Raw genomic sequence first — 23,939 nt, 5'->3', positions numbered from 1 at the left:
ACGTCCTCGACGATGTCGGCCAGCTTGTAGCTGGCGTCCAGGTTGTCCAGGCGCGGGTCGTCGTGCTTCAAGCGCTCGAGCTTGTAGTTCGGCGTCTCCAGCGACTTGTTCGGCACCAGCAGCACGCTGATGCGCTGCTTGAGTTCGATCTTGGTGATCTCGACGCGCTTTTCGTTGAGCAGGAAACTGGCCACGTCCACCGGCACCTGCACCAGCACGGCGGCGGTGTTGTCCTTGAGCGACTCCTCCTGGATCACGCGCAGGATCTGCAGCGCCGACGACTCGGTGTCGCGGATGTGGCCGGAGCCGCCGCAGCGCGGGCAGGGGATGGAGGCGCCTTCCGACAGCGTCGGGCGCAGCCGCTGGCGGCTCATCTCCAGCAGGCCGAACTTGCTGATCGGCGCAAACTGCACGCGCGCGCGGTCCTGCTTGAGCGCCTCGCGCAGGCGGTTTTCGACCTCGCGGCGGTTCTTGCTCTCCTCCATGTCGATGAAATCGATCACGATCAGCCCGCCGAGGTCGCGCAGCCGCGCCTGGCGCGCCACCTCGTCGGCGGCCTCCAGGTTGGTGCGCAGCGCGGTCTCTTCGATGTCACCGCCCTTGATGGCGCGCGCCGAGTTGACGTCGATGGCCACCAGCGCCTCGGTCTGGTCGATCACGATCGCGCCGCCCGAGGGCAGCGTCACCGTGCGGCTGTAGGCGGTCTCGATCTGGTGTTCGATCTGGAAGCGCGAGAACAGCGGCGCGTTGTCGCGGTAGCGCTTGACGCGGTTGACGTACTCAGGCATCACGTGCGACATGAAGCCGCGCGCCTGCTCGTAGATGTCGTCGGTGTCGATCAGGATCTCGCCGATGTCGCTGTTGAAATAGTCGCGGATCGCGCGGATGACCAGCGTCGATTCCTGGTAGATCAGCTCCGGCTTGGACAGCGCCTTGGCCGCGCCTTCGATCGCGTTCCACAGCTTGAGCAGGTAATTGAGGTCCCACTGCAGCTCGGCGGCCTCGCGCCCGATGCCGGCGGTGCGCGCAATGATGGACATGCCGTTCGGATATTCCAGCTTGTCCAGCGTCGCCTTCAATTCGGCGCGGTCCTCGCCCTCGATGCGCCGGCTGACGCCGCCGCCGCGCGGGTTGTTGGGCATCAGCACGACGTAGCGGCCCGCCAGGCTGATGAAGGTGGTCAGCGCCGCGCCCTTGTTGCCGCGCTCTTCCTTTTCCACCTGGACCAGCAGTTCCTGGCCTTCCTTGATGACGTCCTGGATGCGCGCCTGCGACGGCGGCACGTTGCCCTGAAAGTACTGCTTGGAGATTTCCTTGAACGGCAAAAAGCCGTGACGGTCCTCGCCGTAATCGACGAAGCAGGCCTCCAGCGACGGCTCCACGCGCGTCACCACGGCCTTGTAGATGTTGCCCTTGCGCTGCTCGCGCCCCTCAATCTCGACTTCGTAGTCGAGCAGTTTTTGCCCATCGACGATCGCCAGCCGGCGCTCCTCGGCCTGCGTGGCGTTGATCAGCATGCGTTTCATGGTGCGTTCCTCAGACTCGGTCGTACAAGCGCCCTCGATGGGCGCGGATGCCGCGAACCGCGGACCGGTCGAGCGAACGGGGAGGAATTGCCGGAGAGCCTCTGGGATGCGCAGAGCCCTGCCCGGCGTGCGCCGGGCAGGGGGTCACGCGCTCCCGGGCATGGGCGCGTGGATCACGGTGAACAGGGACGACGGACCGTTGTGCAACACGGGAAGGCGGGCGTCTCGGTGGTCACTGAATCCTCGTGCAGCCTGCCACACCGCGATTTGGGTTGGCCGCAGGCTGCACGTTGGGGGTATTCCGTATCGGGTTCGCTGACTGAATGAACGTCGGTTCTACCGGAGCGAGGCGCAACCATCCGGGTACGGGCGGCCCAAACACGACGGACCTGACCCGGACGCGCCGCCCCGCCCAGGGTTCGGCAAGAATATGTCTGCCTGCGCTCTGCAGCGACCGGCGTGCCGTACACTTCGCGGCGACCCGATCCTTTTTCGGCGCACGGACAGACGCTGGGATTATAGGCGTGGACCGCATGGCGTGCGATGTGCTGGGGGCGGGTCGCTGTTTGCCCATGTCCAATGCCGCTGTCCGTCACCTCACCGTCGATGCCGAGTCCGCCGACCAGCGGCTCGACAACTTTTTGCTGCGCGAACTCAAAGGTGCGCCCAAAACGCTGATCTACCGCATCATCCGCAGCGGCGAGGTCCGGGTCAACAAGGCGCGCGCCCGCGCCGACACCCGACTGCAGGCGGGCGACGATGTGCGACTGCCACCGGTGCGGCTGCCCGAGCGGGTGATCGGCGCTGCACCGGCATCCGTGCCCGCGCGGGAGTTCCCCGTGCTTTACGAGGACGAGTGGCTGCTGGCGATCGACAAGCCTGCCGGTGTGGCCGTGCACGGCGGCAGCGGCGTGTCGTCCGGTGTGATCGAGCAACTGCGCCGGGCGCGGCCCGCCGCGGCGCTGTTGGAGCTGGTGCACCGGCTGGATCGCGAAACCAGCGGCGTGCTGCTCGTGGCCAAGCGGCGCAGCGCGCTCAAGCGCCTGCAAGAGCAGTTTCGCGAGCGCAGCACGGGCAAAACCTATTTGGCACTGGTGCGCGGCGAGTGGCCCGCTGCGCGCAAAGTGATCGACCTCCCCCTGCACAAATACCTGCTGCCCGACGGCGAGCGGCGCGTGCGCGTCACCGATGCGCGCGACCCCCTGGGCCAGCGTTCGATTTCGCTGGTGCGGGTGCTCGGGGGCGTCCATCCCCCGCCCGGCGCGCCGGCAGACGCCCCGCGCATGACGCTGCTGGCCGTGACCATCAAAACCGGCCGCACCCATCAGATTCGGGTGCATCTGGCCCACGCCGGCCACCCCATCGCCGGCGACGACAAGTACGGCGATTTCGAATGGAACCGGCTGTTGACACGCCAGGGGCTCAAGCGGATGTTTCTGCACGCCTGGCGGCTGACGATACGGCATCCGGTGACGGAGCAGGAATTGCAATTGGACGCACCATTGCCACCCGAATTGCGCGATTGGGGCGACGTACGGCGATTTTTTTGATTACAATCGGGCCGTCCGATCCGTTTTGTTCATACCGTTGGGGAACGCTCATGGCAACCTATGCAGAACTGAAAGCGCAAGCCGAAGCCCTTCTGGCCCAGGCCGAGCAATTGCGCAAGCAAGAGCGCGCCGGCGTGATCGCCGAGATCCGCGCTCGCATGGCCGAATACGGCATCACGGCCGAAGAATTGGCCACCACCGGCACGCGCGGCGGCAAGGCCAAGGCCGGCCGCTCGAAGGCCGAGCCCAAATACCGCGGCCCCAACGGTGAACTCTGGTCCGGCGGCCCGGGCCGCAAGCCGGAATGGGTGCGCAACATCCTGGCGGCCGGCGGCAACATCGAGAACTTCCGCATCGCATAAGCCCTCTGATTCCGGGACGGCAAAAGGCGCCTGTCATGCGCCTTTTGTCATTTTGGCGCCCCGGATTCGGGGCCGTTGCCATTTTTGGGCCCGCCGTGACCGATTCGACTGCCTCCGTTGCCGTTTCTTTTGCCACCGACCGTCCCCGGCGTTACGACCTGATCGCCTTCGACTGGGACGGTACGTTGTTCGATTCCACCGCGCTGATCGTCGGCTGCATCCAGGACGCGGTGCGTGACGTCGGCGGGCGGGTGCCATCGCGCGAGCGCGCCGCCTGGGTGATCGGTATGGGCTTGGCCCAGGCCTTGGCCCACGCCGCGCCGGATGTGCCGCCCGAGCGCCAGCCGCTGCTGGTGGAGCGTTACCGCCACCACTGGTTTGCGCGCCAGCACGAGGTCACCCTGTTCGACGGGGTGCTGCCGCTGCTGACCGATCTGCGCGGCCGCGGTCACCGACTGGCCGTGGCCACGGGCAAAAGCCGCCGCGGACTGGACGTCGCCTTGCAGACGGTGGCGCTGCACGGGGTCTTCGATGCCTCCCGCACCGCCGACGAGACGGCCGGCAAACCCGACCCGCAAATGCTGCTCGAACTGATGGCCGAGTTTGACGTGCCGCCCGAGCGCACCCTGATGATCGGCGACACCACGCACGACCTGCAGATGGCGCGCAACGCCGGCTGCGCGGCGGTCGCCGTCACCTACGGCGCCCACGCGCACGAGGACCTGCGCTCGCTACAGCCAGCGTTCGTGGCCCACACCGTGGCCGACCTGCATGCCTGGCTGCGCGCGCACGCCTGACCGTCCGCCCCCGTTCAGGAGCCTGCCCGTGAGTGTCCAGTGGTTTCCCGGTCATATGCACGCCACCCAAAAGGCGTTGCGCGAGCGACTCAAGACCACGGACGTGGTCATCGAACTGCTGGACGCCCGACTGCCGGGATCGAGCGCCAATCCACTGCTGGCGCAACTGATCGGCGATCGGCCCACGCTGAAGGTGCTGAACAAGGAAGACCTGGCCGACCCGGCGCGCACAGCCCAGTGGCTGGCCCACTACAACGCGCAACCCCGCACCCGTGCGATCGCCTTGCATGCCCACACGCCGGGGCCGGCACGAACCCTGGTGGCCGAATGCCGTCGGCTGGCACCGCACCGCGGCGGCATGGTCAAGCCGCTGCGGGTGCTGATCGCCGGTATTCCCAACGTGGGCAAGTCCACCCTGCTCAACACCCTGCTGGGCAAACGCGCCGCCAAAGCGGCAGATGAGCCCGGCGTCACCCGGCAGGAGCAGCGCGTCGTGCTGGCCGACGACGTGTATCTGTACGACACGCCGGGCCTGCTGTGGCCCAAGATCATCGTGCCGGAAAGTGGGGACCGGCTGGCCGCCAGTGGCGCCGTCGGGCGCAATGCCTTCGACGAGGAAGCCGTCGCGCTGGCCCTGCTGCGGGCGTTGCAAGCCGATTACCCGGCGCTGCTGGAGGCCCGCTATCGCCTGGGGCTGGCGCCGGCAACCATCGCCGCGCTGCCCGACCACGAGCTGCTCGCCGCGATTGGGCGCAAGCGCGGCGCGTTGCTGCCCGGGGGGCGCATCGATCCCCACAAGGCAGGCGAAGCGGTCCTGGCGGATTTTCGCGCCGGGGCCATCGGCCGCATCACGCTGGAAACGCCGCAAACGTTTGCCGCTTGGCTGGACGCGGCGCGGGCGGCCGAAGCGCAGCTCCAGGCGCAACGCCAGGCCCGCCGCGCCCCGCGCAACCGGACGGGGCCCGAGGTTGCACGACATCACCCCGACGCCGACACAAACCCGTGAGGCGCTGCTACAGTCCGCGGTCATGCAGTCGCAGCCCTCTCAGCCCCCGCGGACAGGATCTGCTCGGGCCGCCGCTGCGCACGATCCGGCGGATGGCCTGACGCCCCGGCAGCGCGAGGTGCTCGATTTCATCGCCGGCCATGTGCGCGATCGCGGCGTGCCCCCGACGCGGGCCGAGATCGCACACGCCTTCGGCTTTCGATCGCCCAATGCGGCCGAGGCGCATCTGCGGGCACTGGCGCGCAAAGGCGCGGTGCAGCTGCTCGACGGCAGTGCCCGGGGCATACGCGTGCTGGGCGCTGCGGTGGCGCCCGGAATCCCGGCGCCCGCCGATGGCGACGCGGGGGCACCCGCCGCATCCCTCGTATCGCCCTGGAACACCGGTGAGAGCACCCTGCTCCACTTGCCCCTGATCGGGCGGGTGGCGGCCGGCTCACCCATCCTGGCGCAAGCGCACGTCGAGGCCACCTACCCCGCCGACGCGCGCTGGTTTGCCCGCCGCCCCGACTACCTGCTGCGCGTGCGCGGCTGGTCCATGCGCGACGCCGGCATCCACGACGGGGATCTGCTGGCCGTGCAGGCCGTGCGCGAGGCCCGCCCCGGCCAGACCGTGGTGGCCCGGCTGGGGGACGAGGTCACGGTCAAGCGCTTGCAGCGCGAGGGCGCATACTGGCGATTGCAGGCCGCCAACCCGGAGGTGGCCGACATCCTCGTGCGCCCGGGCGATGCGTTTGCCATCGAAGGCGTGGTCGTGGGACTGCTGCGCCCTCAAGGCTGGGATTGATTGCCGGGCGGCTGCCCAGCAGCGAAGTCGCGCACGTCCTGCGTGATCTTCATGCTGCAAAAGCGCGGCCCGCACATGGAACAGAAGTGCGCCACCTTGGCCGAGTCCTTGGGCAGCGTCTCGTCATGGAATTCGCGTGCCTTGTCCGGGTCCAGCCCGAGGTTGAACTGGTCTTCCCAGCGGAACTCGAAGCGCGCCTTGGACAACGCGTTGTCGCGGATCTGCGCGCCCGGGTGGCCCTTGGCCAGGTCGGCGGCGTGGGCGGCGAGCTTGTAGGTGATGATGCCTTCTTTGACGTCCTGCTTGTTGGGCAGGCCCAGGTGCTCCTTGGGCGTGACGTAGCACAGCATGGCGGTGCCGTACCAGCCGATGGTGGCGGCGCCAATGCCGCTGGTGATGTGGTCGTAGCCCGGGGCGATATCGGTGGTCAGCGGCCCCAGGGTGTAAAAGGGCGCTTCGTGGCACTGCGCCAGCTGCAGGTCCATGTTCTCTTTGATCAGGTGCAGCGGCACGTGGCCGGGGCCTTCGACCATCACCTGCACGTCGTGCTTCCACGCGATTTGCGTCAGCTCGCCCAGGGTGCGCAGCTCGGCCAGTTGGGCGGCGTCGTTGGCGTCGTAGATGGAGCCGGGGCGCAGGCCATCGCCCAGGCTGAAGGCCACGTCGTAGGCCTTCATGATCTCGCAGATCTCCTCGAAGTGGGTGTAGAGGAAGTTCTCCTGATGGTGGGCCAAGCACCATTTGGCCATGATGGAGCCACCCCGGCTGACGATGCCGGTCATGCGCTCGGCGGTCAGCGGCACGTAGCGCAGCAGCACCCCGGCGTGGATGGTGAAGTAGTCCACGCCCTGCTCGGCCTGCTCGATCAGCGTGTCGCGGAAGATGTCCCACGTCAGCTCCTCGGCCTTGCCGTGGACCTTTTCCAGCGCTTGATAGATGGGCACGGTGCCGATGGGCACGGGCGAGTTGCGGATGATCCACTCGCGCGTCTCGTGGATGTGCTTGCCGGTGGACAGGTCCATCACCGTGTCGGCCCCCCAGCGGATGGCCCAGGTGAGCTTGTCCACCTCCTCCTGAATGGACGAGGTGACGGCGCTGTTGCCGATGTTGGCATTGACCTTGACCAGGAAGTTGCGGCCGATGATCATCGGCTCGCTTTCCGGGTGGTTGATGTTGGCGGGGATGATGGCGCGGCCGCGGGCCACTTCATCGCGCACGAACTCGGGGGTGATTTCGGCGGGAATGCGGGCACCGAAGCTTTGGCCGGGGTGCTGGCGCCCGATCATGGCGGCCATCTTGCGCCCCGTGGGGCCGGCGGCCTGCAGCGATTCGAGGTATTCGCGCCGACGCAGGTTTTCGCGGATGGCGATGAACTCCATCTCCGGCGTGATGAGGCCGCGTCGCGCGTAGTGCATCTGGGTGACATTGGCGCCCGCCTTGGCGCGGCGCGGCTGGCGCTGCAGCCCGGGAAAGCGCAGTGCGTCGAGCCCGGGGTCGGCGGCACGGGCGCGTCCGTAGGCGCTGCTCAGGTCCGGCAGGACCTCCGTGTCCTGGCGCGCCTCGATCCAGCGCTGGCGCAACGCGGGCAGCCCATGGCGAATGTCGATGCGGGCGGCCGGGTCGGTGTATGGCCCCGAGGTGTCGTACACGAAGACGGGGGGGTTGGGCTCGGCGCCAAACGCGGCGGGCGTGTCGCTTTGCTGGATTTCGCGCATGGGCACGCGGATGTCCGGGCGCGAGCCCTCCACATAGATCTTGCGCGATCGGGGCAGCGGCTGGATGGCCGCTTGGTCCACTTGGGCCTGGGTGGCCAGAAAGCGGTCGGCAGGGGCGTTCACGGGGTGGTCTCCTTCGGAGGGTGGATGAACATGCTCCGAAGGGCGTCCGCCTGGGCGGCAGACCGCGCCCGAGGAAACGGGCGGCCAGGGTGTTCACCCCAACCGCCCGTCGGGCCAACAGCTCTTCTTTCGCCGGTATGAACCGGATCAAGTTCGCGGGTTCGGCTCGCGCCATCTCAGCCCACACCACGTGGACACCCCGGAGCATGCGCCCGATTCTATCGGGGTGTGGACACCGACCCGGCCGCGGTCAGAACGTCTGTTGATAGGTCACCCAAACCGTACGCCCCGGCCCGGGCACCGCCGTGCCCCACTGCGGCACATTCGGCGGGGTGGGGTTGGTCATCGTGGTGCCCTGCCCCAAATACGCCCCGCCGGTGGGCAGGTTGTACAGGCGGTCAAAGAGGTTGTCGATGCCCAGTTCCAGCTTGCCGCGGCCCAGGCGGTACGCCGTGCGCACGTTCAGCAGAGCGAAGCCCGGGGTGCGGACCTCGTTGCGCACTTGGGACACGTCGGTCTTGGCCCGGACCGCGACCAGTTCCACCGCACTGTCCCAGGCACCGGCGCGGTGCGTCACGCTGACACGGGCGTTGAGCGGCAACACCTGGTAGAGCCCATCGCCAGTGCTGCGGTTGCGGCCCTTGAGATAGCTCAACTGCCCGCGCACGCCCCATTGGCCCGCATCGTTGCGCGCCAGAGTGGCATGACCCGACAGATCCACGCCATACAGCCGCGCCGACACATTGGCGTAGCGCAGCAGCACGAAGCGCTGGTTGCCCACTTGATTGGGCAGGCGCGCGGCGTCGATGAAGTCCTCCACCTGGGTCAAGTGGGGCGCCACCCGCAAGGCCCACGATCGGTCTTCCGCGTGCCAATCCGCACTGGCCGACAGGGTGTTGGCGCGCTCTTTGCGCAAGTCGGGATTACCGACATAGCCATTGCCATCGCCGACGAAATTGTTCATCAGCGCTGCCATCTGCCAGCTGGACCACGGATACAACTCGTACAAGCCGGGGGCGCGTTCTTTGTGCGCCAGCCCGAACTCCAGTTCGAACGTCGGCCGCGGCGTGTGGCGAGCGGTCAGTGCCAAGTCATGGGTGGTGAAGCGTCGTTGGCGATCCCGGGCGTTGAAGGCGGCCGCCTCGGCCCCTTGGTTGCCACCGCCGCTGGGGTTGTAGCCTGCCGCCGGGCCGGCATCCGTGCGCACGCGCTCGACGCGCCAGCCCGCCTGGGCCGTCCACAGCGGCGCGGGAGTCCATTGGTATTCGGCGTAGAGCGCCGCGCGGTCACGCTGGCCATCACGGATGTTCCAGAAAGTGCCCGGCCACATGCCCGCACCCGAGGGCGGCCAGTAGTCGTCCAAACGGAAGCGGTGCAGTTCCGCCCCGGTGCGCAAGGTCGCGTCACCGTCCAGCGCCCACTCGGCCTGCGCCTTGGCGCCCGTGGTGGTGCTGTCGGTCAGCATGGGCATGCCGGCCGCACAGCTCGGGCCGATCGGGTTGCACGGGTTGCCGTTGACGCTGCTGCCGCCGCCAGAGGCCATGCCGTACCAGTACCGCTTGTCCGGGCCAAAGTCCATCACATGCTCGACCTTCTCGTGCCACAGGCTGGCCTGCAGCCGGCCCCATTCGGTGCGGCCCTGGTAGCGCAGGTTCAGCTTGGTGCTGTCGTTGCCGAGCAAGTCCATGCGCTGGTTGGGGTAGAGCTGATAGGGCATGTCCTGGACGTAGAGCTTGGCCTCCCACAGGTGGGCGCCGTCCTGCAGCGCCGCCCCCAGCAAATGATTGCGCGTGCGGTAGGCGCTGGAGCCGACTTCGTCGCGCGGCAAGGTATGGCCCGCGCGGCCGGTGAAGTCGTAGCCCTTGAACACCCCGCCGGCACGGTAGTTGTCGGCCTCCGCGGTGGCAAAACGGTAGCTCAGGTGCCAGGTGTCGGTGGCATGCTCGGCACCCAGCCGCAAGCCCCAGGCGTGGCCGTTGCTGCGGGCGCTCACGCCGACTTCGCCACGGGTGTCGGTCTGGCCCGGCGCGGCAAAGGTAGGGGCCGGGGTTTCGGCCGCCACCACGCCGCCGATGGCATCCCCGCCGGCCGACACCGGCGCAATGCCAGCCCAGACCCGCACGCGCTCGACCTGGCCGGGGTCCAGGTACGACAGCGGCGTATTCATGTGGTTGGGGCAGGCCGCATACAGGTCCATGCCGTCGATTTGCAGACGCAGACGCTCGTCCGCTAGCCCGCGGATGACCGGCAGGCGCGACACACCGCCCGCCTCGTAGGTGTAAGCGCCGGGCACGTCGGCCAGCAGCTCGCTGATATCGAAACCGGCGGCGCGGGAACCGCCGGCGGCTGCACCCGGCACCCGCGCCGGGCTGGGCAGAACGGTCTCGCGATCGGCGCGGACCTGGACATCGGGCAACGCGGGTACCGCGGCCGGTGTCTGGGCCCATGCGGTGGGCACTTGCGTGGCCAGCACTGCGGCGGCTGCCACGGCATGGCGGCGCCAGCGACCTGGATGAATCGTCAAAGAATGGGAAGAATAAGCCATGTTACGAATCGTTCGAGAACGGCGGGACTGGCGGCGCCGAGCCGCCCGCTCCGCTTAATGGACCGGGTTGACTGTCGAAAAAAAGCGCACCCAGCAAGGGCACGCGTCGGTCAACGCGGGGGTCCGCGAACGGCGGGGCGCTCCCAACGCCCCGATGGCCACGATCCGATGTCCCGCTCGATCCCCAAACCGATGGGGGATGGGGGCAGCAGGGGCGTATCCACGCCTTGGCATGGCAACGCCCAATGACCATCCAGCCGGCACCAATCGCACTGGGGCGATGCGGCCGCGGCCGGATCGGAATTGGATGGGGCACCGCCCCATTGCACGATACCGGTGCTGGTGCAGATCTCGATGCCGGGTCCAACGGCATTCGATGCGCGCATGGCGATTTGCGCGATGCCCGGCGCCAGGCTGCTCCAAACAACGATCCACAGCGCCAACCATGCCAACCGGCGATGCATGGTGGTGACCGTGGCGCGTTTCATCGGCGACGATTGTATGCAACGGAATCGCCGATCCATGGGGCCGATGCCGATCGGCCATCGCTTACACTTTGGATGGCTGAGCGGTTCCCGACATGGACGGTCGGGATGAAAAGGGAACGACAGAACGGCCGAAACGGCCGAAGCTGTGGCTGCCCCCGCAACTGTGATCGGCGAGTTGGACGCCCCGCTGCCACTGGTCCCCTGGACTGGGAAGGCTGCTGTCCGACGTTGACCCGAGAGCCAGGAGACCTGCCGCCCAGCGATCAAGGATGTGCCGGGGCGGGGTGTCCCCAGCAGGCCTGGCGCGACGCTGTTGTGCGGTCGTGCCCGTCGTCCGCGACCTCGCGGGCAGGTGGGTGCGTTTGCAGGCGTCCGGTTGGCTTGCCCCGGCGTCGGGACGACAACCGGAGCACGCAAGATGTTCAATGAATCTGGGACGGCGCACGCCGATGCCCACCACGCGCTGACGGTGGTGGACATGGCCTGGCCCGATCAATGCAATCACCATGGCACGCTGTTTGGCGGCGCAGCCCTGTCATGGCTGGACCGCACGGCCTTCATCCTGGCCTCGCGCGAGTTGGGTGGCGCGGTCGTGACCGCGGCGCTGGAGCAGGTGCAATTCAGCGCCCCCTTGCCCAGCGGGCATCTGGGGGAGTGCCAGGCCCGCATCGTCCGCCGGGGCCGGCGTTCGGTGACCGTGCGCTGTGGCCTGATCGGCGAGGACCTTCTGCTCGCCAGCCGCCGGACCTGCTTGCAAGCGGACTTCGTGATGGTGCGCCGGGAAGACGATGACTCCAGCGCCCCCGCGTTGCCGGCCGCCTGCGGCACAGCGGCGGACGACTGCGATGCCCATGTGGCGGAAATCGTCTTTCCTGGCCATGTCAACCACCGGGGCGTGTTGCATGGCGGCCCTGCCATGGCGTGGCTGGCCAAAGGCGGATTCGTGGCGGCGACTCGGCGGCTGCGACGGCCGCTGGTGATGGCGGGGGCCGATCGGCTGGATTTTCTCGCCCCCGCCCACGTGGGCGACATCGTCGATGTGCGCTGTCGGGTGGAACGTGTGGGCCGGCGCTCGGTCGCCGTGCGGGCGCTGATGGACGCGAGCGACGCCCGAGGCGCCCGCCCGCGCCGCTGCTGCGATGTGCTGCTGACCTATGTGGCCGTGCCCGATTGATCTGCGCATGCTGCTGCCCGTGCACAAACGGGCGGTGCGGCTCCACCTGTTGTCCCTGTCGGACGATGACCGCCGAGCGCGATTTGGTCACGCACTCAGCGACACGGCCTTGGTGCGGTGGTGTGATCGAGCCATGCACAACGGTCACTTCTGGTGGGGGGCGTGGGCTGCACACGACGGCGGACTCTGCGCAGCCCTTCAGTTGTGCCCCACTGGACATGAGGGGGTGTGGGAGCTGGGCTTATCCGTCGCGCAGCCCATGCGGTGGCGCGGGCTGGGAACGGCGCTTTTGGACGACGCATTGCGCCATCTGCCGCAGGTTCAGCAAGTGGTGTGCCATCACGGTCACCCCGCCATCGTACGAATGGCCCAGCGACTGGGATACACCCTCCAAACGCAAGGAGATCCCCCTCGCTTCCGACTGATCGCCCCAATGGGTGGCCGGATCTGAGGAGAATCCCCGTTGACGTCGCTGCCCACGTCAGGGCCGCAGGTCGTAGCGGTCGGCGTTCATGACCTTGACCCACGCCGCCACGAAGTCGCGCACGAACTTCTCGCGTCCGTCGTCCTGGGCATAGACCTCGGCGTAGGCGCGCAACACGGCGTTGGAGCCAAACACCAGGTCCACGCGCGTGGCGGTCCAGCGGGTTGCCCCCGTGGCACGGTCCACGATGGCGTAGCTGTTGCGCCCCGTAGGCTTCCAGCTGTAGGCCATATCGGTCAGGTGCACGAAGAAGTCGTTGCTCAGCACGCCGACACGGTCGGTGAACACCCCATGCAACGCCCCCCCGTGGTTGGCACCGAGCACGCGCAGACCGCCGACGAGCACCGTCATCTCGGCCGCGGTCAGGCCCATCAGCTGCGCACGGTCGAGCAGCAGCTCCTCCGGCTGTACGGCGTAGTGCTGTTTGAGCCAGTTGCGGAACCCATCGGCCACCGGCTCCAGCACCGCAAACGACTGGACGTCGGTCTGCGCCTGCGTGGCGTCGCCGCGCCCCGGCGCAAATGGGACTTCGACCGGGTAGCCGGCGGCGCGGGCGGCCTCTTCCACCGCCATGCTGCCGGCCAGGACGATCACGTCGGCGATGCTGGCGCCAGTTTCCGCAGCGATGCGCTCATAAATGGGCAGCACGCGCGCCAGTCGCTCGGGCTCGTTGCCGGCCCAGTCCTTTTGCGGGGCCAGCCGGATGCGCGCGCCGTTGGCACCGCCGCGGAAGTCCGATCCGCGGAAGGTGCGGGCGCTGTCCCAGGCCGTGGCCACCCGCTCGGCGATACCCAATCCCGCTGCGGCGATCCGGGCGCGCACGGCGGCCACGTCGTAATCGGCGCGCCCCGCGGGCACGGGGTCTTGCCAAATCAGGTCTTCGGTGGGTGCCTCGGGGCCGATGTAGCGCGTGCGCGGCCCCATGTCGCGGTGCGTGAGCTTGAACCAGGCACGGGCAAACACCTCGGAGAAATACGCCTGGTCGGCCGCAAACCGCTCCGAAATGCGGCGGTACACGGAGTCCACCTTCATCGCCATGTCGGCATCGGTCATGATGATGCGGTGGTTGCGCAGGGTGGGGTCTTCCACGTCCGGCGGCACATCCTCGGGCCGCAGACCGATCGGCTCCCACTGCCAGGCGCCAGCAGGGCTCTTGTTGAGCGCCCATTCGTAGCCGAGCAGGAGCTTGAAGTAGCCGTTGTCCCAGCGGGTGGGGTTCGTGGTCCAGGCCCCTTCCAGACCGCTGGTGACGGTGTCGCGACCGATGCCGCGGGTGGTGTGGTTGTTCCAGCCCAAGCCCTGCTCTTCGATCGGCGCGCCTTCGGGCGCAGGGCCCAGGTTGGCCGCGCTGCCGTTGCCGTGCGCCTTGCCGACGGTGTGCCCGCCGGCGGTGAGGGCCACGGTTTCCTCGTCGTTCATGCCCATGCGGGCGAAGGTTTCGCGCACCTGGGCGGCGGTGCGCAGGGGGTCCGGCTGGCCATTGACGCCCTCAGGGTTCACATAGATCAGGCCCATCTGCACGGCGGCCAGCGGATTGGCCAAGGTGCTGGCATCGTCCAGACTGCCGTAGCGGGCGTCGCTGGGCGCGAGCCACTCCTTCTCATCGCCCCAGTAGACATCCTTCTCCGGGTGCCAAATGTCCTCGCGCCCGAAGGCAAAGCCATAGGTCTTCAGGCCCATGGATTCGTAGGCGACGTTGCCGGCCAGGATCATCAAATCGGCCCAGCTGATCTGGTTGCCATACTTTTTCTTGATCGGCCACAGCAGCCGGCGCGCCTTGTCCAGATTGGCGTTGTCCGGCCAGGAGTTGAGCGGCGCGAACCGCTGGTTGCCGGTGTTGGCGCCGCCACGACCGTCCGCGATGCGGTACGAACCCGCCGCGTGCCAGGCCATACGGATCATCAACCCGCCATAGTGGCCCCAATCGGCGGGCCACCACGGCTGGCTGTCGGTCATCAGGGCCGTCAAATCGCGTTTGATCGCGTCCACGTCGAGCTGGCGCACGGCCTCCCGGTAGTTGAAGCCAGGCAGCGGATTGGTCTTGGTGTCGTGCTGGTGCAGGATGTCCAGGTTCAGGGCATTCGGCCACCAGGCCGTGTTGGACGTTGCGGCGGTGGTGTGGGCGCCGTGCATCACGGGGCATTGGCCGACGGCTTCGCGGGTGGGGGCATTCATGGTCATCTCCTTGCAGACGGGTTGGCCGACATCGGGGCCGCAAGCCATGCATGCACGGCCGAGTGAGGCACGGTGTGGCGGCGACCGATAGACATAAACAATGAATAACTGGTTGATGATTGGGTTTTAGTGTATCGGGTCTGCCACCGCGCGGCGGTCATTCTTCCCAATCGCCGCGATAGGGCCAGCCAGCGCGGTGCGAGCCTCGCCTCTGGCTTGGGGCTATGATGGTCGTCCCCCTTTGAACCACAACCGACCGGAGGCGCGCGATGCAGTGGCTGGTGCTGGGCTTGATCCTGTTTTTGGGCGTGCACTCGGTGCGCATCGTGGCCGACGACTGGCGCAACCAGACCATCGACCGCATCGGTCTGGGCGCATGGAAGGCGGTCTACTCCCTGATGTCCGCCGTCGGGCTGGGGTTGATCATCTGGGGCTACGGCTTGGCCCGCCAGTCCCCGGACGTGCTGTGGACCCCGCCGTTGGGGATGCGCCACGCCGCTTCGCTGCTGACGCTGGTGGCTTTCGTGCTGTTGGTGGCGGCCTATGTCCCGGGCAATGCGATCAAGGCGCGGCTGGGCCACCCGATGGTGTTGTCCGTGAAGCTCTGGGCATTTGCCCACCTGCTGTCCAACGGCACGCTGGCCGACGTGTTGCTGTTTGGCGGCTTTTTGGCGTGGGCGGTGCTCGATTACCGCGCGGCGCGGCGCCGCACGCCCGCCGGCCGCGACGAGGGCGACGACGAGGATGACGCCACGGTCACCGCCAGCCGCGGGCCGTCGCTGACGGCCACGGTGGCCACCGTGGTCGTCGGGCTGGGGGCTTGGGCGGTGTTCGCGTTCTGGGCGCACGGCGTGCTGATCGGCGTGCGCCCCTTCGGCTGATCGCGCCTCCACGGCTGCCGGGGCGATGTCAACGCCGTCCGTCCCGCCGTCTGAGCCGCCGTCAGTCCCCCAGGCGGCGTACCACGACGGCCGCCCCCGTGGCCGCCGCCGCGGCGACCATGCCGGCCACGAAAACGGCGCTTAGCCCATGGTGGGTGCTGATCCACCCGCCCAGCGCTCCGGCGGTGACCCCGGAGCAGCCGTAACCGATCAACGAATACAAGGCCTGCCCCCGCGCGCGCAGCCGCCCCGGAAAGTGGCGGTTGATGAGGGCGATGCAGACCGTGTGGTGAGCGGCAAAACCGATGGCGTGCACCGCTTGCGCCAGCAGCAGCACGCCCAGCCAGTGTGCGCCCCAGGCGGTTGCCGCCATGCGTGCCACCGTCAGGGCCGATGCCAGCACCAGCCACTGCCCCAGCGCCAGTCTCGGCAGCCAGCGCCCCTGGGTAAAGAACCAAGCGATTTCCACCCCCACGGCGGTGGCCCACAGCGCGCCGATCACGCCCTTGCCATACCCCAGGCGGTCCAGATAGAGCGAGAAGAAGATGTAGATGAAGACATGCGCCAGCACATGCAAAAACATGGAGGCGAAAAACCACGCCACGACAGGCTGGCGCAACACCGGCCAGACGCGCCCGCCTGCGGCATCGTGCGCATGCGGGGGGTCGCGCCAGCGCGGCATGGCCCACACCGCGCCCACCACCAGCACCAGTGTCGCATTCGCCCAGAACGGAAAACTCGACAGCCCATGGCGCTCGAACCACGCGCCCGCCGCCAGCACCGTCACCAGAAAACCCAGCGATCCCCACAGACGCACACGGCCGTAGCGGCGCGCGTCGAAGCCGCCCGAGGCGCTGACGGCATGCGCCAGCGCCGTCTCGGACAGCGGCATCATGGCGCTGGTGTGCGTGAACAGCAACAGCAACACCAACGGCAGCCACGCGGGCACAGGCTGCCACCACAGCCCCAGCGACAGCAGCAGCGACACGCCGGCACACACCCGCAGCCAGCGCACCGGCTCGCCGCTGCGGTCGCTCAACCACCCCCACAAGTAGGGGGCAAACAGTCGCGTCGCCGACTGCAGTGCCGTCAGCAGCCCGATGGCCCACAGGCCATAGCCCAGCTCCTGCAACCACAGCGGCAGGTACGGATTGAAAAAACCGATGTGCGCAAAATAGCCCGCCGAGAGGGCCGCGAAGGGCCACAGCCCGCGCACGCGCCGGGCGTCGGCCGGCGAGCCGCCACTCATGAACGGGCGACGCCGCCTGGGGCCTCGGCCGCGACCGGCCCGGGGGTGACGCGCACATCCCCGCACTGCGCGCGGTGGCGCAGCGCATGGTCCATCAGGACGATCGCGAGCAGCGCCTCCACGATGGGCACGGCCCGAATGCCGACGCAGGGGTCGTGCCGGCCCTTGGTGATGACTTCCGTCGGCTCGCCCGCGGTGTCGATGGACGGCCGCGGCACGAGGATGGAGCTGGTGGGCTTGATGGCCAGCGTGACGACGATGTCCTGCCCCGTGCTGATGCCGCCCAGCACCCCACCCGCGTGGTTGGACAGAAAGCCCTGGGGGGTGATGCCGTCCCCGTGCTCACTGCCCCGCTGTGCGACGCTGGCAAAGCCGTCGCCGATTTCCACACCCTTGACGGCATTGAGCCCCATCATCGCGTGCGCGATGTCGGCATCCAGGCGGTCGTAGATCGGCTCGCCCAGCCCGGCGGGCACACGCTGCGCGACGACGCGCAGCCGCGCGCCCACCGAGTCACCGGCCTTGCGAATCTCGGTCAGATACGCCTCCAGCGCCGACACATCGGCCACCGGGGCGAAAAACGGGTTGCCTTCGACATGGTCCCACGATTCGAACGGTACACTCACCGTACCCATCTGGACCAGGGCGCCCCGCACCACGGTACCGAACTGCTCGCGCAGCCATTTGCGTGCGACCGCCCCCGCCGCCACGGTGGGCGCGGTCAGGCGCGCAGACGAACGCCCCCCCCCGCGCGGATCGCGGATGCCGTACTTGTGCCAGTAGGTGTAATCCGCATGCCCGGGACGGAAGGTCTGGGCGATATCCCCGTAATCCTTGCTGCGCTGATCGGTGTTGGCAATCAGCAAGGCGATCGGCGTACCCGTGGTGAGTCCCTGGTACACCCCGCTCAGGATCTGCACCTGGTCCGCCTCCTGCCGCTGGGTGACGAATTTGCTGCTGCCCGGTCGGCGCCGGTCGAGGTCTGGCTGGATGTCGGCCTCGGAGAGCGACAACCCCGGCGGACAGCCGTCGATGACGCAGCCGATGGCCGGCCCGTGCGATTCGCCAAAGTTGGTGACACGAAACAGGGTGCCCAGGGTGTTGCCGCTCATGCCTGGGATTATCCCGCAGCCGCCTGCGCCCGACCGTCGTCCGTGGTGGGGGCATCGGCGGCGCGCTGCAACACCACGGCGGCCTTGACCAGTTGTTGCAGGCTGCGGCGCAGTTCGCTGCTGGCACGCAACCAGGCCTCCATCGCCTCGATGGCCAACCGCCCCTCGGCCCCGGCGCGCAGCAAGGCCGCCTTGAGCACGGCGTAGGCGTCCTCGGCCTCGCGCAGCGCGGCCTCGCTCGCAGCGACCGACGGAGCGGCCGCGCCGTCGTCCAGCAACGCCAGCAACGCGACCGACCGACGCCGAAAGGCCGCCAGCTCCAGCGTCGGCACGCCGTCGGGTGGCGTGGGCCAGGGGGCCAGTGCCTCGGCCGCCTCGTCGGCCAGCTCCACCGCCACTTCGGCGTAGCGGGCCACGCGCAGCATGTCCGGCAGCCGCGCCGCGCTGTCGGCGGACATCTCGGCGCGCTGCAGGCGGACGACAAAGTCCGCCACCGTGCGCTGCAGGGCCATGGCGACCGAACGCGCCCGCGCCAGCCGGGCCCGCACCGCAGCGTCGTCGCCGCCGGCGCGCTCCGCCAGCGTGCCGCCGGCCAGCGCAGGCAGGTCGAATACCGTCCCCAGGGAGCGCGCCGCCAGCCCGCGAAAGCGCCCCAACTCCCGACGCAGCGCATCGAGCGCCAGCACGGGCACGGCCAGTACGGTCGCGTCCAGGAAGCGGGGGCGCGACTCGTCCTCCTCGGCGGTGCGAAAGCGCGCCTGCAGCCAGCGCGTCAGCCGTCCTGCCAGCGGCCACATCAGCGCCACGCCCAGCACATTGAAAACGGTGTGGAAGAGCGCCACCGTCAAGGCCGGCGAATCGTCCAGCCCCAAAGCGTGCATGGCCTGCAGCAGCCACTGCACCAACCAGGGCAACAGGGCCAGCGCCACCAGCCCCGTCAACAGGTTGAACAACACATGCGCGCTGGCAGCGCGGCGGGCGTTGGGGGTGGCCCCCAGGGCAGCCAGCACCGCCTTGACCGACGTGCCGATGTTGGCCCCAATGACCACGGCGGCCGCCCCGTGGGCAGAGAGCAGCCCGGCCCCCGCGGCGCTGAGCGCGAGCGTCAGGGCAGCGCTGGAACTTTGCATCAGCACCGTCAGGACGAGGCCCGCGAGCAGTTGGCTCAGCACCACGCGCCAGTCGCTGCCGGCCGGCAGCGACACATGCTGGGCCACGTCACCAAAGGCGCCGCGCAGCACATCGATGCCCAGAAACAACAGACCGAAACCCGCGCACGCCGTGCCCAGCGCCCCGCGGCGCGTGCCATGCCCGGTCACGCGCAACCCCACCCCCAGCCCGATCAGGGGCAGCGCCAGCAGGTCGATCTTGAGCCCAAAGCCCAGCACCGCGACGATCCACCCAGTCATGGTGGTGCCGACGTTGGCACCGAACAGCACCCACAGCGCCTGGCCCAGATTGAGCAGCCCCGCATTGACAAAGCCGATCGTGGCCACCGTGACGGCGCTGGAGGACTGCACCACCGCCGTGACCAGGGCACCGGCCGCCAGCCCGCGCCAGCGGGTACGGGTGGAGGCGGTCAGAATGCGCTCCAGCGCGGGCCCGGCGGCCAGCCGCAGGCCGTCCGTCATGAGCTCCATGCCCATGATGAACAGGCCCACGCCGCCGAGCAGGCCGGCGAGCAAACCGCCCAGATCGTCGATCACGGATCAGCGCTCGACCGGCTGCTGTTCCGGCCCGCCGGGGGCGGTGTCTTCCTCCTCCGGCCAGTCGCGGATGTAGGCCTTGAGCATCTTGTTCTCGAAGCTCTGCGTCTCCACCACGGCCTTGGCCACGTCGTAGAAACTGATCACGCCCATGAGCATACGGTTGTCCATCACCGGCATGTAGCGGGTGTGGCGCTCCAGCATCATCGGGCGCACCTGGTCGAGCTCGGTCTCGGGGGTGCAGGTCATGGGGTGGTCGTCCATGATGCTGCGCACCGTCACCGTGCCCACCGATCCACCGTTGCGCGCGATGGTGTCGATGACCTCGCGAAAGGTGAGCATGCCCACCAGTTCGCCGTGCTCCATGACGGCCAGCGAGCCGATGTCGTACTGCGCCATCGTCTCGACCGCGCGGGCCAGCGACTCGTCCGGCGATACCGTGTAGAGCGTGCCGCCTTTGACGCGCAAAATGTCACGGACTTTCATGGTGGGGCTCCTGTTGTCTCGAGGGCGCGGCTTGGGGGCCGCTGTGCGAGCTAATATAGTCCACAACACGAGGAGACACCATGCCCGGTTACGCCGATCCCGGCTTCGACACGCTGGCACTGCACGCCGGCGCCGCCCCCGACCCCGCCACCGGCGCGCGCGCGGTGCCGATCCACCTGACGACCTCGTTCGTCTTCGAGTCGGCCGATCACGCCGCCGCGCTGTTCAACCTGGAGCGCGCCGGCCACGTCTACAGCCGCATCAGCAACCCGACCACGGCGGTGCTGGAGCAGCGCGTGGCGGCGCTGGAGGGTGGCATCGCCGCAGTGGCCACCGCCAGCGGGCAGGCAGCGCTGCACCTGGCCATCGCCACGCTGATGGGCGCGGGTGGCCACATCGTCGCCTCCGCCGCGCTCTACGGCGGCAGCCACAACCTGCTGCACTTCACGCTGCCGCGCTTCGGCATCGAGACGACCTTCGTGCCGCCGGGCGACCTGGACGCCTGGCGCGCCGCGGTGCGGCCGAACACCCGCCTGCTCTTCGGCGAGACGGTCGGCAACCCGGGGCTGGACGTGCTGGACATCCCCGCGGTGGCCGAGATCGCGCACGCCGCCGGCGTGCCGCTGCTGGTGGATTCGACGCTGACGACGCCGTGGTTGATCCAGCCGCTTTCGCTCGGCGCGGATCTGGTCTACCACTCGGCGACCAAGTTCCTGAGCGGCCACGGCACCGTGATCGGCGGCGTGCTGGTCGATGGCGGCTCGTTCGACTGGGACGCCGCGCATGCGCGCGACGGGCGCTTCGCGGAGCTGACCGAGCCGTACGCGGGCTTTCACGGCATGGTGTTCAGCGAGGAATCGACGGTGGGGGCCTTCTCCTTGCGCGCGCGCCGCGAGGGGCTGCGCGACTTCGGCGCCTGCATGAGCCCGCACACCGCGTGGCTGATCCTGCAGGGCATCGAGACGTTGCCGCTGCGCATGGCGCGCCACATGGCCAACACCGAGCGGGTGGTGGAGTTCCTGGCCGCGCACCCGCTGGTGGTGCGCGTGCGCCACCCGCTGCGGCCGGACCATCCGAGCCATCAGCTCGCGCAGCGGCTGCTGCCGCGCGGCGCCGGCAGCGTGTTCAGCTTCGAACTCAAGGGCGGCCGCGCGCAGGGCCGCGCCTTCATCGAGGCGCTCAAGCTCTTCAGCCACCTGGCCAACGTCGGCGACTGCCGCAGCTTGGTCATCCACCCGGCCAGCACCACGCACTTCCGCATGAGCGACGAGGCGCTGGCAGCCGCCGGCATCGGGCCCGGCACGATTCGCCTGTCGATCGGGCTGGAGGATCCCGACGACCTGATCGACGATCTGAAGCGTGCCTTCAAGGCCGCCGAGAAAGCCGCCTGAACCCCCGGAGCCCCGACCATGCTGATCGACGTGCACGGCGCCCCGCTCTACGCCTACACAGGCGGCCGCCCCTTCGACCCTGCCCTGCCCACCGTGGTGATGATCCACGGCGTGCTCAACGACCACAGCGTCTGGATCCTGCAGAGCCGCTACCTGGCGCACCACGGCTTCAACGTGCTGGCGATCGACCTGCCGGGTCACGGCCGCAGCGGCGGCGAGCCGCCGGCCCGCGTCGCCGACGGCGCGCGCGCGGTGCTCGGCCTGCTGGACGCGCTGGGCGTGGACCGTGCCGCGCTGGTGGGCCACAGCTTCGGCTCGCTGATCGCGCTGCAGGCCGCCGCCGACGCGCCGCAGCGCGTCGCGCGGCTGGCGCTGGTCGGCACCGCCTACCCGATGCGGGTGTCGCCGGCGCTGCTGGACGCCTCGCTCAACGCCCCCGAGAAGGCCATCGCGATGGTCAACGTGTTCAGCCACTCGACGCTGGCACCGCCGCCCTCGGCGCTCGGGCCCGGCACGTGGCTCTACGGCGGCTCGCGCGCGCTGATGCGCCGCGTGCTGGCCAGCAACCCGGGCGTCAACGTGTTCCACCGCGGCTTCGTCGCCTGCGACACGTACCAGGACGGCGAGGCCGCCGCGCAGCGGCTGGCCTGCCCGGTGCAGTTCATTCTGGGCACGCGCGACCAGATGACGCCGCCCAAGGCCGCGCAGCCGCTGATCGACGGCGCGCGCGCCGCCGGGGTGCCGGTGGAGGTGGTGCGGCTGCCGGCGGGGCACGCCCTGATGACCGAGGCGCCGGACGGCGTGCTGGATGCGCTGCGCGCCTTCCTGCGGCCGCTGCAGGCGCAGCCGGCCTGAGGCGCTCCATGGCCGCCCCGTCGTCGCCCCACGCCGCGGCCACGCGGCAGCCGTTGCAGCCGGTGCCGCCGCAGGCGATCACGCCGCCGATGACGCGCGAGCGCGCCGAGGCCATCGCCGCCGACTTCGACCTGCGCCGGCTGCCGGCGGACTTCCTCGCCAACCCGTACCCCGTCTACGCCGCGCTGCGCGCGCGCGAGCCGGTGCGCGCCATGCCCGACGGCAGCTGGTTGCTCACCCGGCATGCCGACCTGGTCGCGGTCTACCGCGACGCGGCCACCTTCAGCTCCGACAAGCACGTCGAGTTCGCGCCGAAGTACGGCACCGACTCCCCGCTGTACGCGCACCACACCACGAGCCTCGTCTTCAACGACCCGCCGCTGCACACGCGCGTGCGCAAGCTGATCATGGGAGCACTGACGCGCCGCGCCATCGCCGACCTCGAGCCGGGACTGGTGCGGCTGGTCGACGGGCTGCTGGACCGGCTGCAGACGCGCGGCGGCGGGGACCTGATCGAGGACTTTGCCGCCGCCATCCCGGTGGAGATCATCGGCAACCTGCTGGGCGTGCCGCACGATGAGCGCGGCCCGCTGCGCGGCTGGTCGCTGGCCATCCTGGGGGCGCTGGAGCCGGCGCTGACCCCGGCGCAGCAGGACGCCGGCGAGCGCGCCGTGCGCGAGATGCTGGACTACCTGCGCATGCTGGTCGCGCAACGGCGCCGCCACCCGCTGGACCCGCAGCGCGACGTGCTGACGCGCCTGATCCAGGGCGAGGCCGACGGCGAGCGCCTGAGCGAGACCGAGCTGCTGCACAACTGCATCTTCCTGCTCAACGCCGGGCACGAGACAACCACCAACCTGATCGGCAACGCGCTGGTGTGCCTGCAGGAGTGGCCGCAGGAGAAGACCCGGCTGCTGGCGCGGCTGCACGAGGCGCGCGACCAGCCCGAGGCGCAGGAGGCGATCCTCGGCACCGCGGTGGACGAGTTCCTGCGCTTCGAATCGTCCAACCAGCTTGGCAACCGGCGTGCGCTGCGCGAGGCCGAGGTGGGCGGCGTGCGCCTGCCGGCCGGCGCGCTGGTGACGCTGTGCATCGGCGCGGCCAACCGCGACCCGGCCGTCTTCGCCGACCCCGAGCGGCTGGACCTCGCCCGCGCCGACAACCGGCATCTGGCCTTCGGCTTCGGCGTGCACCAGTGCGCGGGGTTGAGCCTGGCGCGGCTGGAGGGCCGGATCGCCATCGGGCGTTTCCTCGCGCGCTTTCCGCGCTACGCGCTCAGCGCGCCGCCGCAGCGTGGCGGGCGGGCGCGCTTCCGCGGCTTCCTGCGCGCGCCGTTCGTCATCGAGGGCTGAGCGCCAGCAGTGGCCGGCCCCGCAACATGCGCACCAATGCGGTGCGCCAACAGAGGAATCGGCCAGCGGATCCGCCGCGCTCCCCCACCCCAACCCCGCCCTGCCAAGCGCCTGCACCCGGCACGCCTTTTGCTGAAAGTCGGCCATCGGGGGGCGTCGCCTCCCCGCCGGAGGGGAC

Annotated in this window: 19 protein-coding genes, 1 pseudogene and 2 riboswitches; of the genes and pseudogenes, 11 read left to right on the top strand and 9 right to left on the bottom strand. The window is 69.3% G+C overall.

The features are described from left to right. The coding region (locus ACK4TH_RS09770) for a ribonuclease E/G (protein ID WP_409625743.1) at window positions 1-1,526 on the bottom strand (1,526 nt) is incomplete at its 3' end. Between the two features lie 533 nt (window positions 1,527-2,059). On the opposite strand from ACK4TH_RS09770, the gene ACK4TH_RS09765 reads away from it, so the two are divergent. The 5 genes from ACK4TH_RS09765 (at window position 2,060) to lexA (ending at window position 6,025) form a co-directional block, all read left to right on the top strand. Then, on the top strand, window positions 2,060-3,076 hold the full coding sequence (locus ACK4TH_RS09765) for an RluA family pseudouridine synthase (protein ID WP_409625751.1): 1,017 nt from the start codon (window positions 2,060-2,062) through the stop codon (window positions 3,074-3,076). A gap of 50 nt (window positions 3,077-3,126) precedes the next feature. Further along, entirely contained in the window at window positions 3,127-3,438 is a 312-nt protein-coding gene (locus ACK4TH_RS09760) for an H-NS family nucleoid-associated regulatory protein (protein ID WP_409625740.1), read from the top strand. A 95-nt stretch (window positions 3,439-3,533) separates the two neighbouring features. Continuing rightward, complete coding sequence (locus ACK4TH_RS09755; protein ID WP_409625737.1) at window positions 3,534-4,235, top strand: HAD family hydrolase; 702 nt, start codon at window positions 3,534-3,536, stop codon at window positions 4,233-4,235. Window positions 4,236-4,263: 28 nt separating this feature from the next. Next, window positions 4,264-5,241: a ribosome biogenesis GTPase YlqF gene (gene ylqF, locus ACK4TH_RS09750; protein ID WP_409625734.1), complete on the top strand. Its 978-nt coding sequence runs from the start codon at window positions 4,264-4,266 to the stop codon at window positions 5,239-5,241. Window positions 5,242-5,263: 22 nt separating this feature from the next. Next, complete coding sequence (gene lexA / locus ACK4TH_RS09745; RefSeq protein WP_409625731.1) at window positions 5,264-6,025, top strand: transcriptional repressor LexA; 762 nt, start codon at window positions 5,264-5,266, stop codon at window positions 6,023-6,025. An 11-nt stretch (window positions 6,026-6,036) separates the two neighbouring features. On the opposite strand, the pseudogene thiC reads toward lexA, so the two are convergent. The 3 genes and pseudogenes from thiC to ACK4TH_RS09730 all read right to left on the bottom strand — a co-directional run. Further along, window positions 6,037-7,863 (bottom strand): annotated as a pseudogene (thiC, locus tag ACK4TH_RS09740) (phosphomethylpyrimidine synthase ThiC); the annotation flags it as partial. 107 nt (window positions 7,864-7,970) lie between these two features. Further along, window positions 7,971-8,075, bottom strand: a riboswitch (TPP riboswitch). A 38-nt stretch (window positions 8,076-8,113) separates the two neighbouring features. Continuing rightward, window positions 8,114-10,408 carry a TonB-dependent receptor gene (locus ACK4TH_RS09735; RefSeq protein ID WP_409625728.1) on the bottom strand — a complete coding sequence of 765 codons (2,295 nt, stop codon included), beginning with the start codon at window positions 10,406-10,408 and terminating at the stop codon, window positions 8,114-8,116. Between the two features lie 110 nt (window positions 10,409-10,518). Continuing rightward, window positions 10,519-10,872, bottom strand: coding sequence for a DUF2946 domain-containing protein (locus ACK4TH_RS09730; protein WP_409625748.1), 354 nt, complete (start codon window positions 10,870-10,872; stop codon window positions 10,519-10,521). 88 nt (window positions 10,873-10,960) lie between these two features. Then, window positions 10,961-11,168: riboswitch (cobalamin riboswitch) on the top strand. 146 nt (window positions 11,169-11,314) lie between these two features. Between ACK4TH_RS09730 and ACK4TH_RS09725 the strand changes: the two genes are divergently transcribed. Then, a complete protein-coding gene (locus ACK4TH_RS09725; RefSeq protein ID WP_409625724.1) occupies window positions 11,315-12,070 on the top strand; it encodes an acyl-CoA thioesterase in 756 nt (251 codons plus the stop codon). Then, the gene (locus tag ACK4TH_RS09720; RefSeq protein ID WP_409625722.1) at window positions 12,051-12,521 is read left to right on the top strand and encodes a GNAT family N-acetyltransferase; all 471 of its coding nucleotides are present in this window, start codon (window positions 12,051-12,053) and stop codon (window positions 12,519-12,521) included. The genes ACK4TH_RS09725 and ACK4TH_RS09720 overlap by 20 nt, the downstream gene beginning before the upstream one ends. Before the next feature lie 30 nt (window positions 12,522-12,551). Here ACK4TH_RS09720 and katG read toward each other — a convergent pair whose 3' ends face one another. Beyond that, complete coding sequence (katG, locus tag ACK4TH_RS09715) at window positions 12,552-14,729, bottom strand: catalase/peroxidase HPI (RefSeq protein WP_409625719.1); 2,178 nt, start codon at window positions 14,727-14,729, stop codon at window positions 12,552-12,554. A 269-nt stretch (window positions 14,730-14,998) separates the two neighbouring features. On the opposite strand from katG, the gene ACK4TH_RS09710 reads away from it, so the two are divergent. Then, complete coding sequence (locus ACK4TH_RS09710; RefSeq protein ID WP_409625716.1) at window positions 14,999-15,610, top strand: NnrU family protein; 612 nt, start codon at window positions 14,999-15,001, stop codon at window positions 15,608-15,610. A gap of 61 nt (window positions 15,611-15,671) precedes the next feature. Here ACK4TH_RS09710 and ACK4TH_RS09705 read toward each other — a convergent pair whose 3' ends face one another. From ACK4TH_RS09705 to ACK4TH_RS09690, 4 genes are read right to left on the bottom strand one after another with little or no spacing between them, the layout of a single operon-like run. Then, entirely contained in the window at window positions 15,672-16,859 is a 1,188-nt protein-coding gene (locus ACK4TH_RS09705; protein ID WP_409625714.1) for an MFS transporter, read from the bottom strand. After that, window positions 16,856-17,971: a chorismate synthase gene (gene aroC, locus ACK4TH_RS09700; RefSeq protein ID WP_409625711.1), complete on the bottom strand. Its 1,116-nt coding sequence runs from the start codon at window positions 17,969-17,971 to the stop codon at window positions 16,856-16,858. The genes ACK4TH_RS09705 and aroC overlap by 4 nt, the downstream gene beginning before the upstream one ends. 8 nt (window positions 17,972-17,979) lie before the next feature. Next, window positions 17,980-19,677 carry a Na/Pi cotransporter family protein gene (locus tag ACK4TH_RS09695; RefSeq protein ID WP_409625707.1) on the bottom strand — a complete coding sequence of 566 codons (1,698 nt, stop codon included), beginning with the start codon at window positions 19,675-19,677 and terminating at the stop codon, window positions 17,980-17,982. Window positions 19,678-19,680: 3 nt separating this feature from the next. Further along, the gene (locus tag ACK4TH_RS09690) at window positions 19,681-20,163 is read right to left on the bottom strand and encodes a CBS domain-containing protein (protein WP_409625704.1); all 483 of its coding nucleotides are present in this window, start codon (window positions 20,161-20,163) and stop codon (window positions 19,681-19,683) included. An 80-nt stretch (window positions 20,164-20,243) separates the two neighbouring features. On the opposite strand from ACK4TH_RS09690, the gene ACK4TH_RS09685 reads away from it, so the two are divergent. From ACK4TH_RS09685 to ACK4TH_RS09675, 3 genes are all read left to right on the top strand, one after another. Next, a complete protein-coding gene (locus ACK4TH_RS09685; RefSeq protein WP_409625701.1) occupies window positions 20,244-21,554 on the top strand; it encodes an O-acetylhomoserine aminocarboxypropyltransferase in 1,311 nt (436 codons plus the stop codon). Window positions 21,555-21,572: 18 nt separating this feature from the next. Next, complete coding sequence (locus ACK4TH_RS09680; protein WP_409625698.1) at window positions 21,573-22,409, top strand: alpha/beta fold hydrolase; 837 nt, start codon at window positions 21,573-21,575, stop codon at window positions 22,407-22,409. Window positions 22,410-22,498: 89 nt separating this feature from the next. Next, window positions 22,499-23,761, top strand: a complete 1,263-nt coding sequence (locus ACK4TH_RS09675; RefSeq protein WP_409625745.1) for a cytochrome P450 — start codon at window positions 22,499-22,501, stop codon at window positions 23,759-23,761. Window positions 23,762-23,939 lie beyond the last annotated feature (178 nt).

Source organism: Tepidimonas sp. (genome assembly GCF_046292505.1).
Lineage (GTDB): Bacteria > Pseudomonadota > Gammaproteobacteria > Burkholderiales > Burkholderiaceae_C > Tepidimonas.
This window is presented reverse-complemented; position numbering and strand designations above follow the sequence as displayed.

Bases quoted from the DNA above. Each gene is read 5' to 3' on its own strand.
- ACK4TH_RS09705 (WP_409625714.1), bottom strand. From the start codon at position 16,859: ATGAGTGGCGGCTCGCCGGCCGACGCCCGGCGCGTGCGCGGGCTGTGG.
- katG (WP_409625719.1), bottom strand. From the start codon at position 14,729: ATGAATGCCCCCACCCGCGAAGCCGTCGGCCAATGCCCCGTGATGCAC.
- ACK4TH_RS09680 (WP_409625698.1), top strand. From the start codon at position 21,573: ATGCTGATCGACGTGCACGGCGCCCCGCTCTACGCCTACACAGGCGGC.
- ACK4TH_RS09765 (WP_409625751.1), top strand. From the start codon at position 2,060: ATGGCGTGCGATGTGCTGGGGGCGGGTCGCTGTTTGCCCATGTCCAAT.
- aroC (WP_409625711.1), bottom strand. From the start codon at position 17,971: ATGAGCGGCAACACCCTGGGCACCCTGTTTCGTGTCACCAACTTTGGC.
- lexA (WP_409625731.1), top strand. From the start codon at position 5,264: ATGCAGTCGCAGCCCTCTCAGCCCCCGCGGACAGGATCTGCTCGGGCC.
- ACK4TH_RS09690 (WP_409625704.1), bottom strand. From the start codon at position 20,163: ATGAAAGTCCGTGACATTTTGCGCGTCAAAGGCGGCACGCTCTACACG.
- ACK4TH_RS09735 (WP_409625728.1), bottom strand. From the start codon at position 10,408: ATGGCTTATTCTTCCCATTCTTTGACGATTCATCCAGGTCGCTGGCGC.
- ACK4TH_RS09675 (WP_409625745.1), top strand. From the start codon at position 22,499: ATGACGCGCGAGCGCGCCGAGGCCATCGCCGCCGACTTCGACCTGCGC.
- ACK4TH_RS09725 (WP_409625724.1), top strand. From the start codon at position 11,315: ATGTTCAATGAATCTGGGACGGCGCACGCCGATGCCCACCACGCGCTG.
- ACK4TH_RS09730 (WP_409625748.1), bottom strand. From the start codon at position 10,872: ATGCATCGCCGGTTGGCATGGTTGGCGCTGTGGATCGTTGTTTGGAGC.
- ACK4TH_RS09760 (WP_409625740.1), top strand. From the start codon at position 3,127: ATGGCAACCTATGCAGAACTGAAAGCGCAAGCCGAAGCCCTTCTGGCC.
- ACK4TH_RS09720 (WP_409625722.1), top strand. From the start codon at position 12,051: ATGTGGCCGTGCCCGATTGATCTGCGCATGCTGCTGCCCGTGCACAAA.
- ACK4TH_RS09710 (WP_409625716.1), top strand. From the start codon at position 14,999: ATGCAGTGGCTGGTGCTGGGCTTGATCCTGTTTTTGGGCGTGCACTCG.
- ACK4TH_RS09685 (WP_409625701.1), top strand. From the start codon at position 20,244: ATGCCCGGTTACGCCGATCCCGGCTTCGACACGCTGGCACTGCACGCC.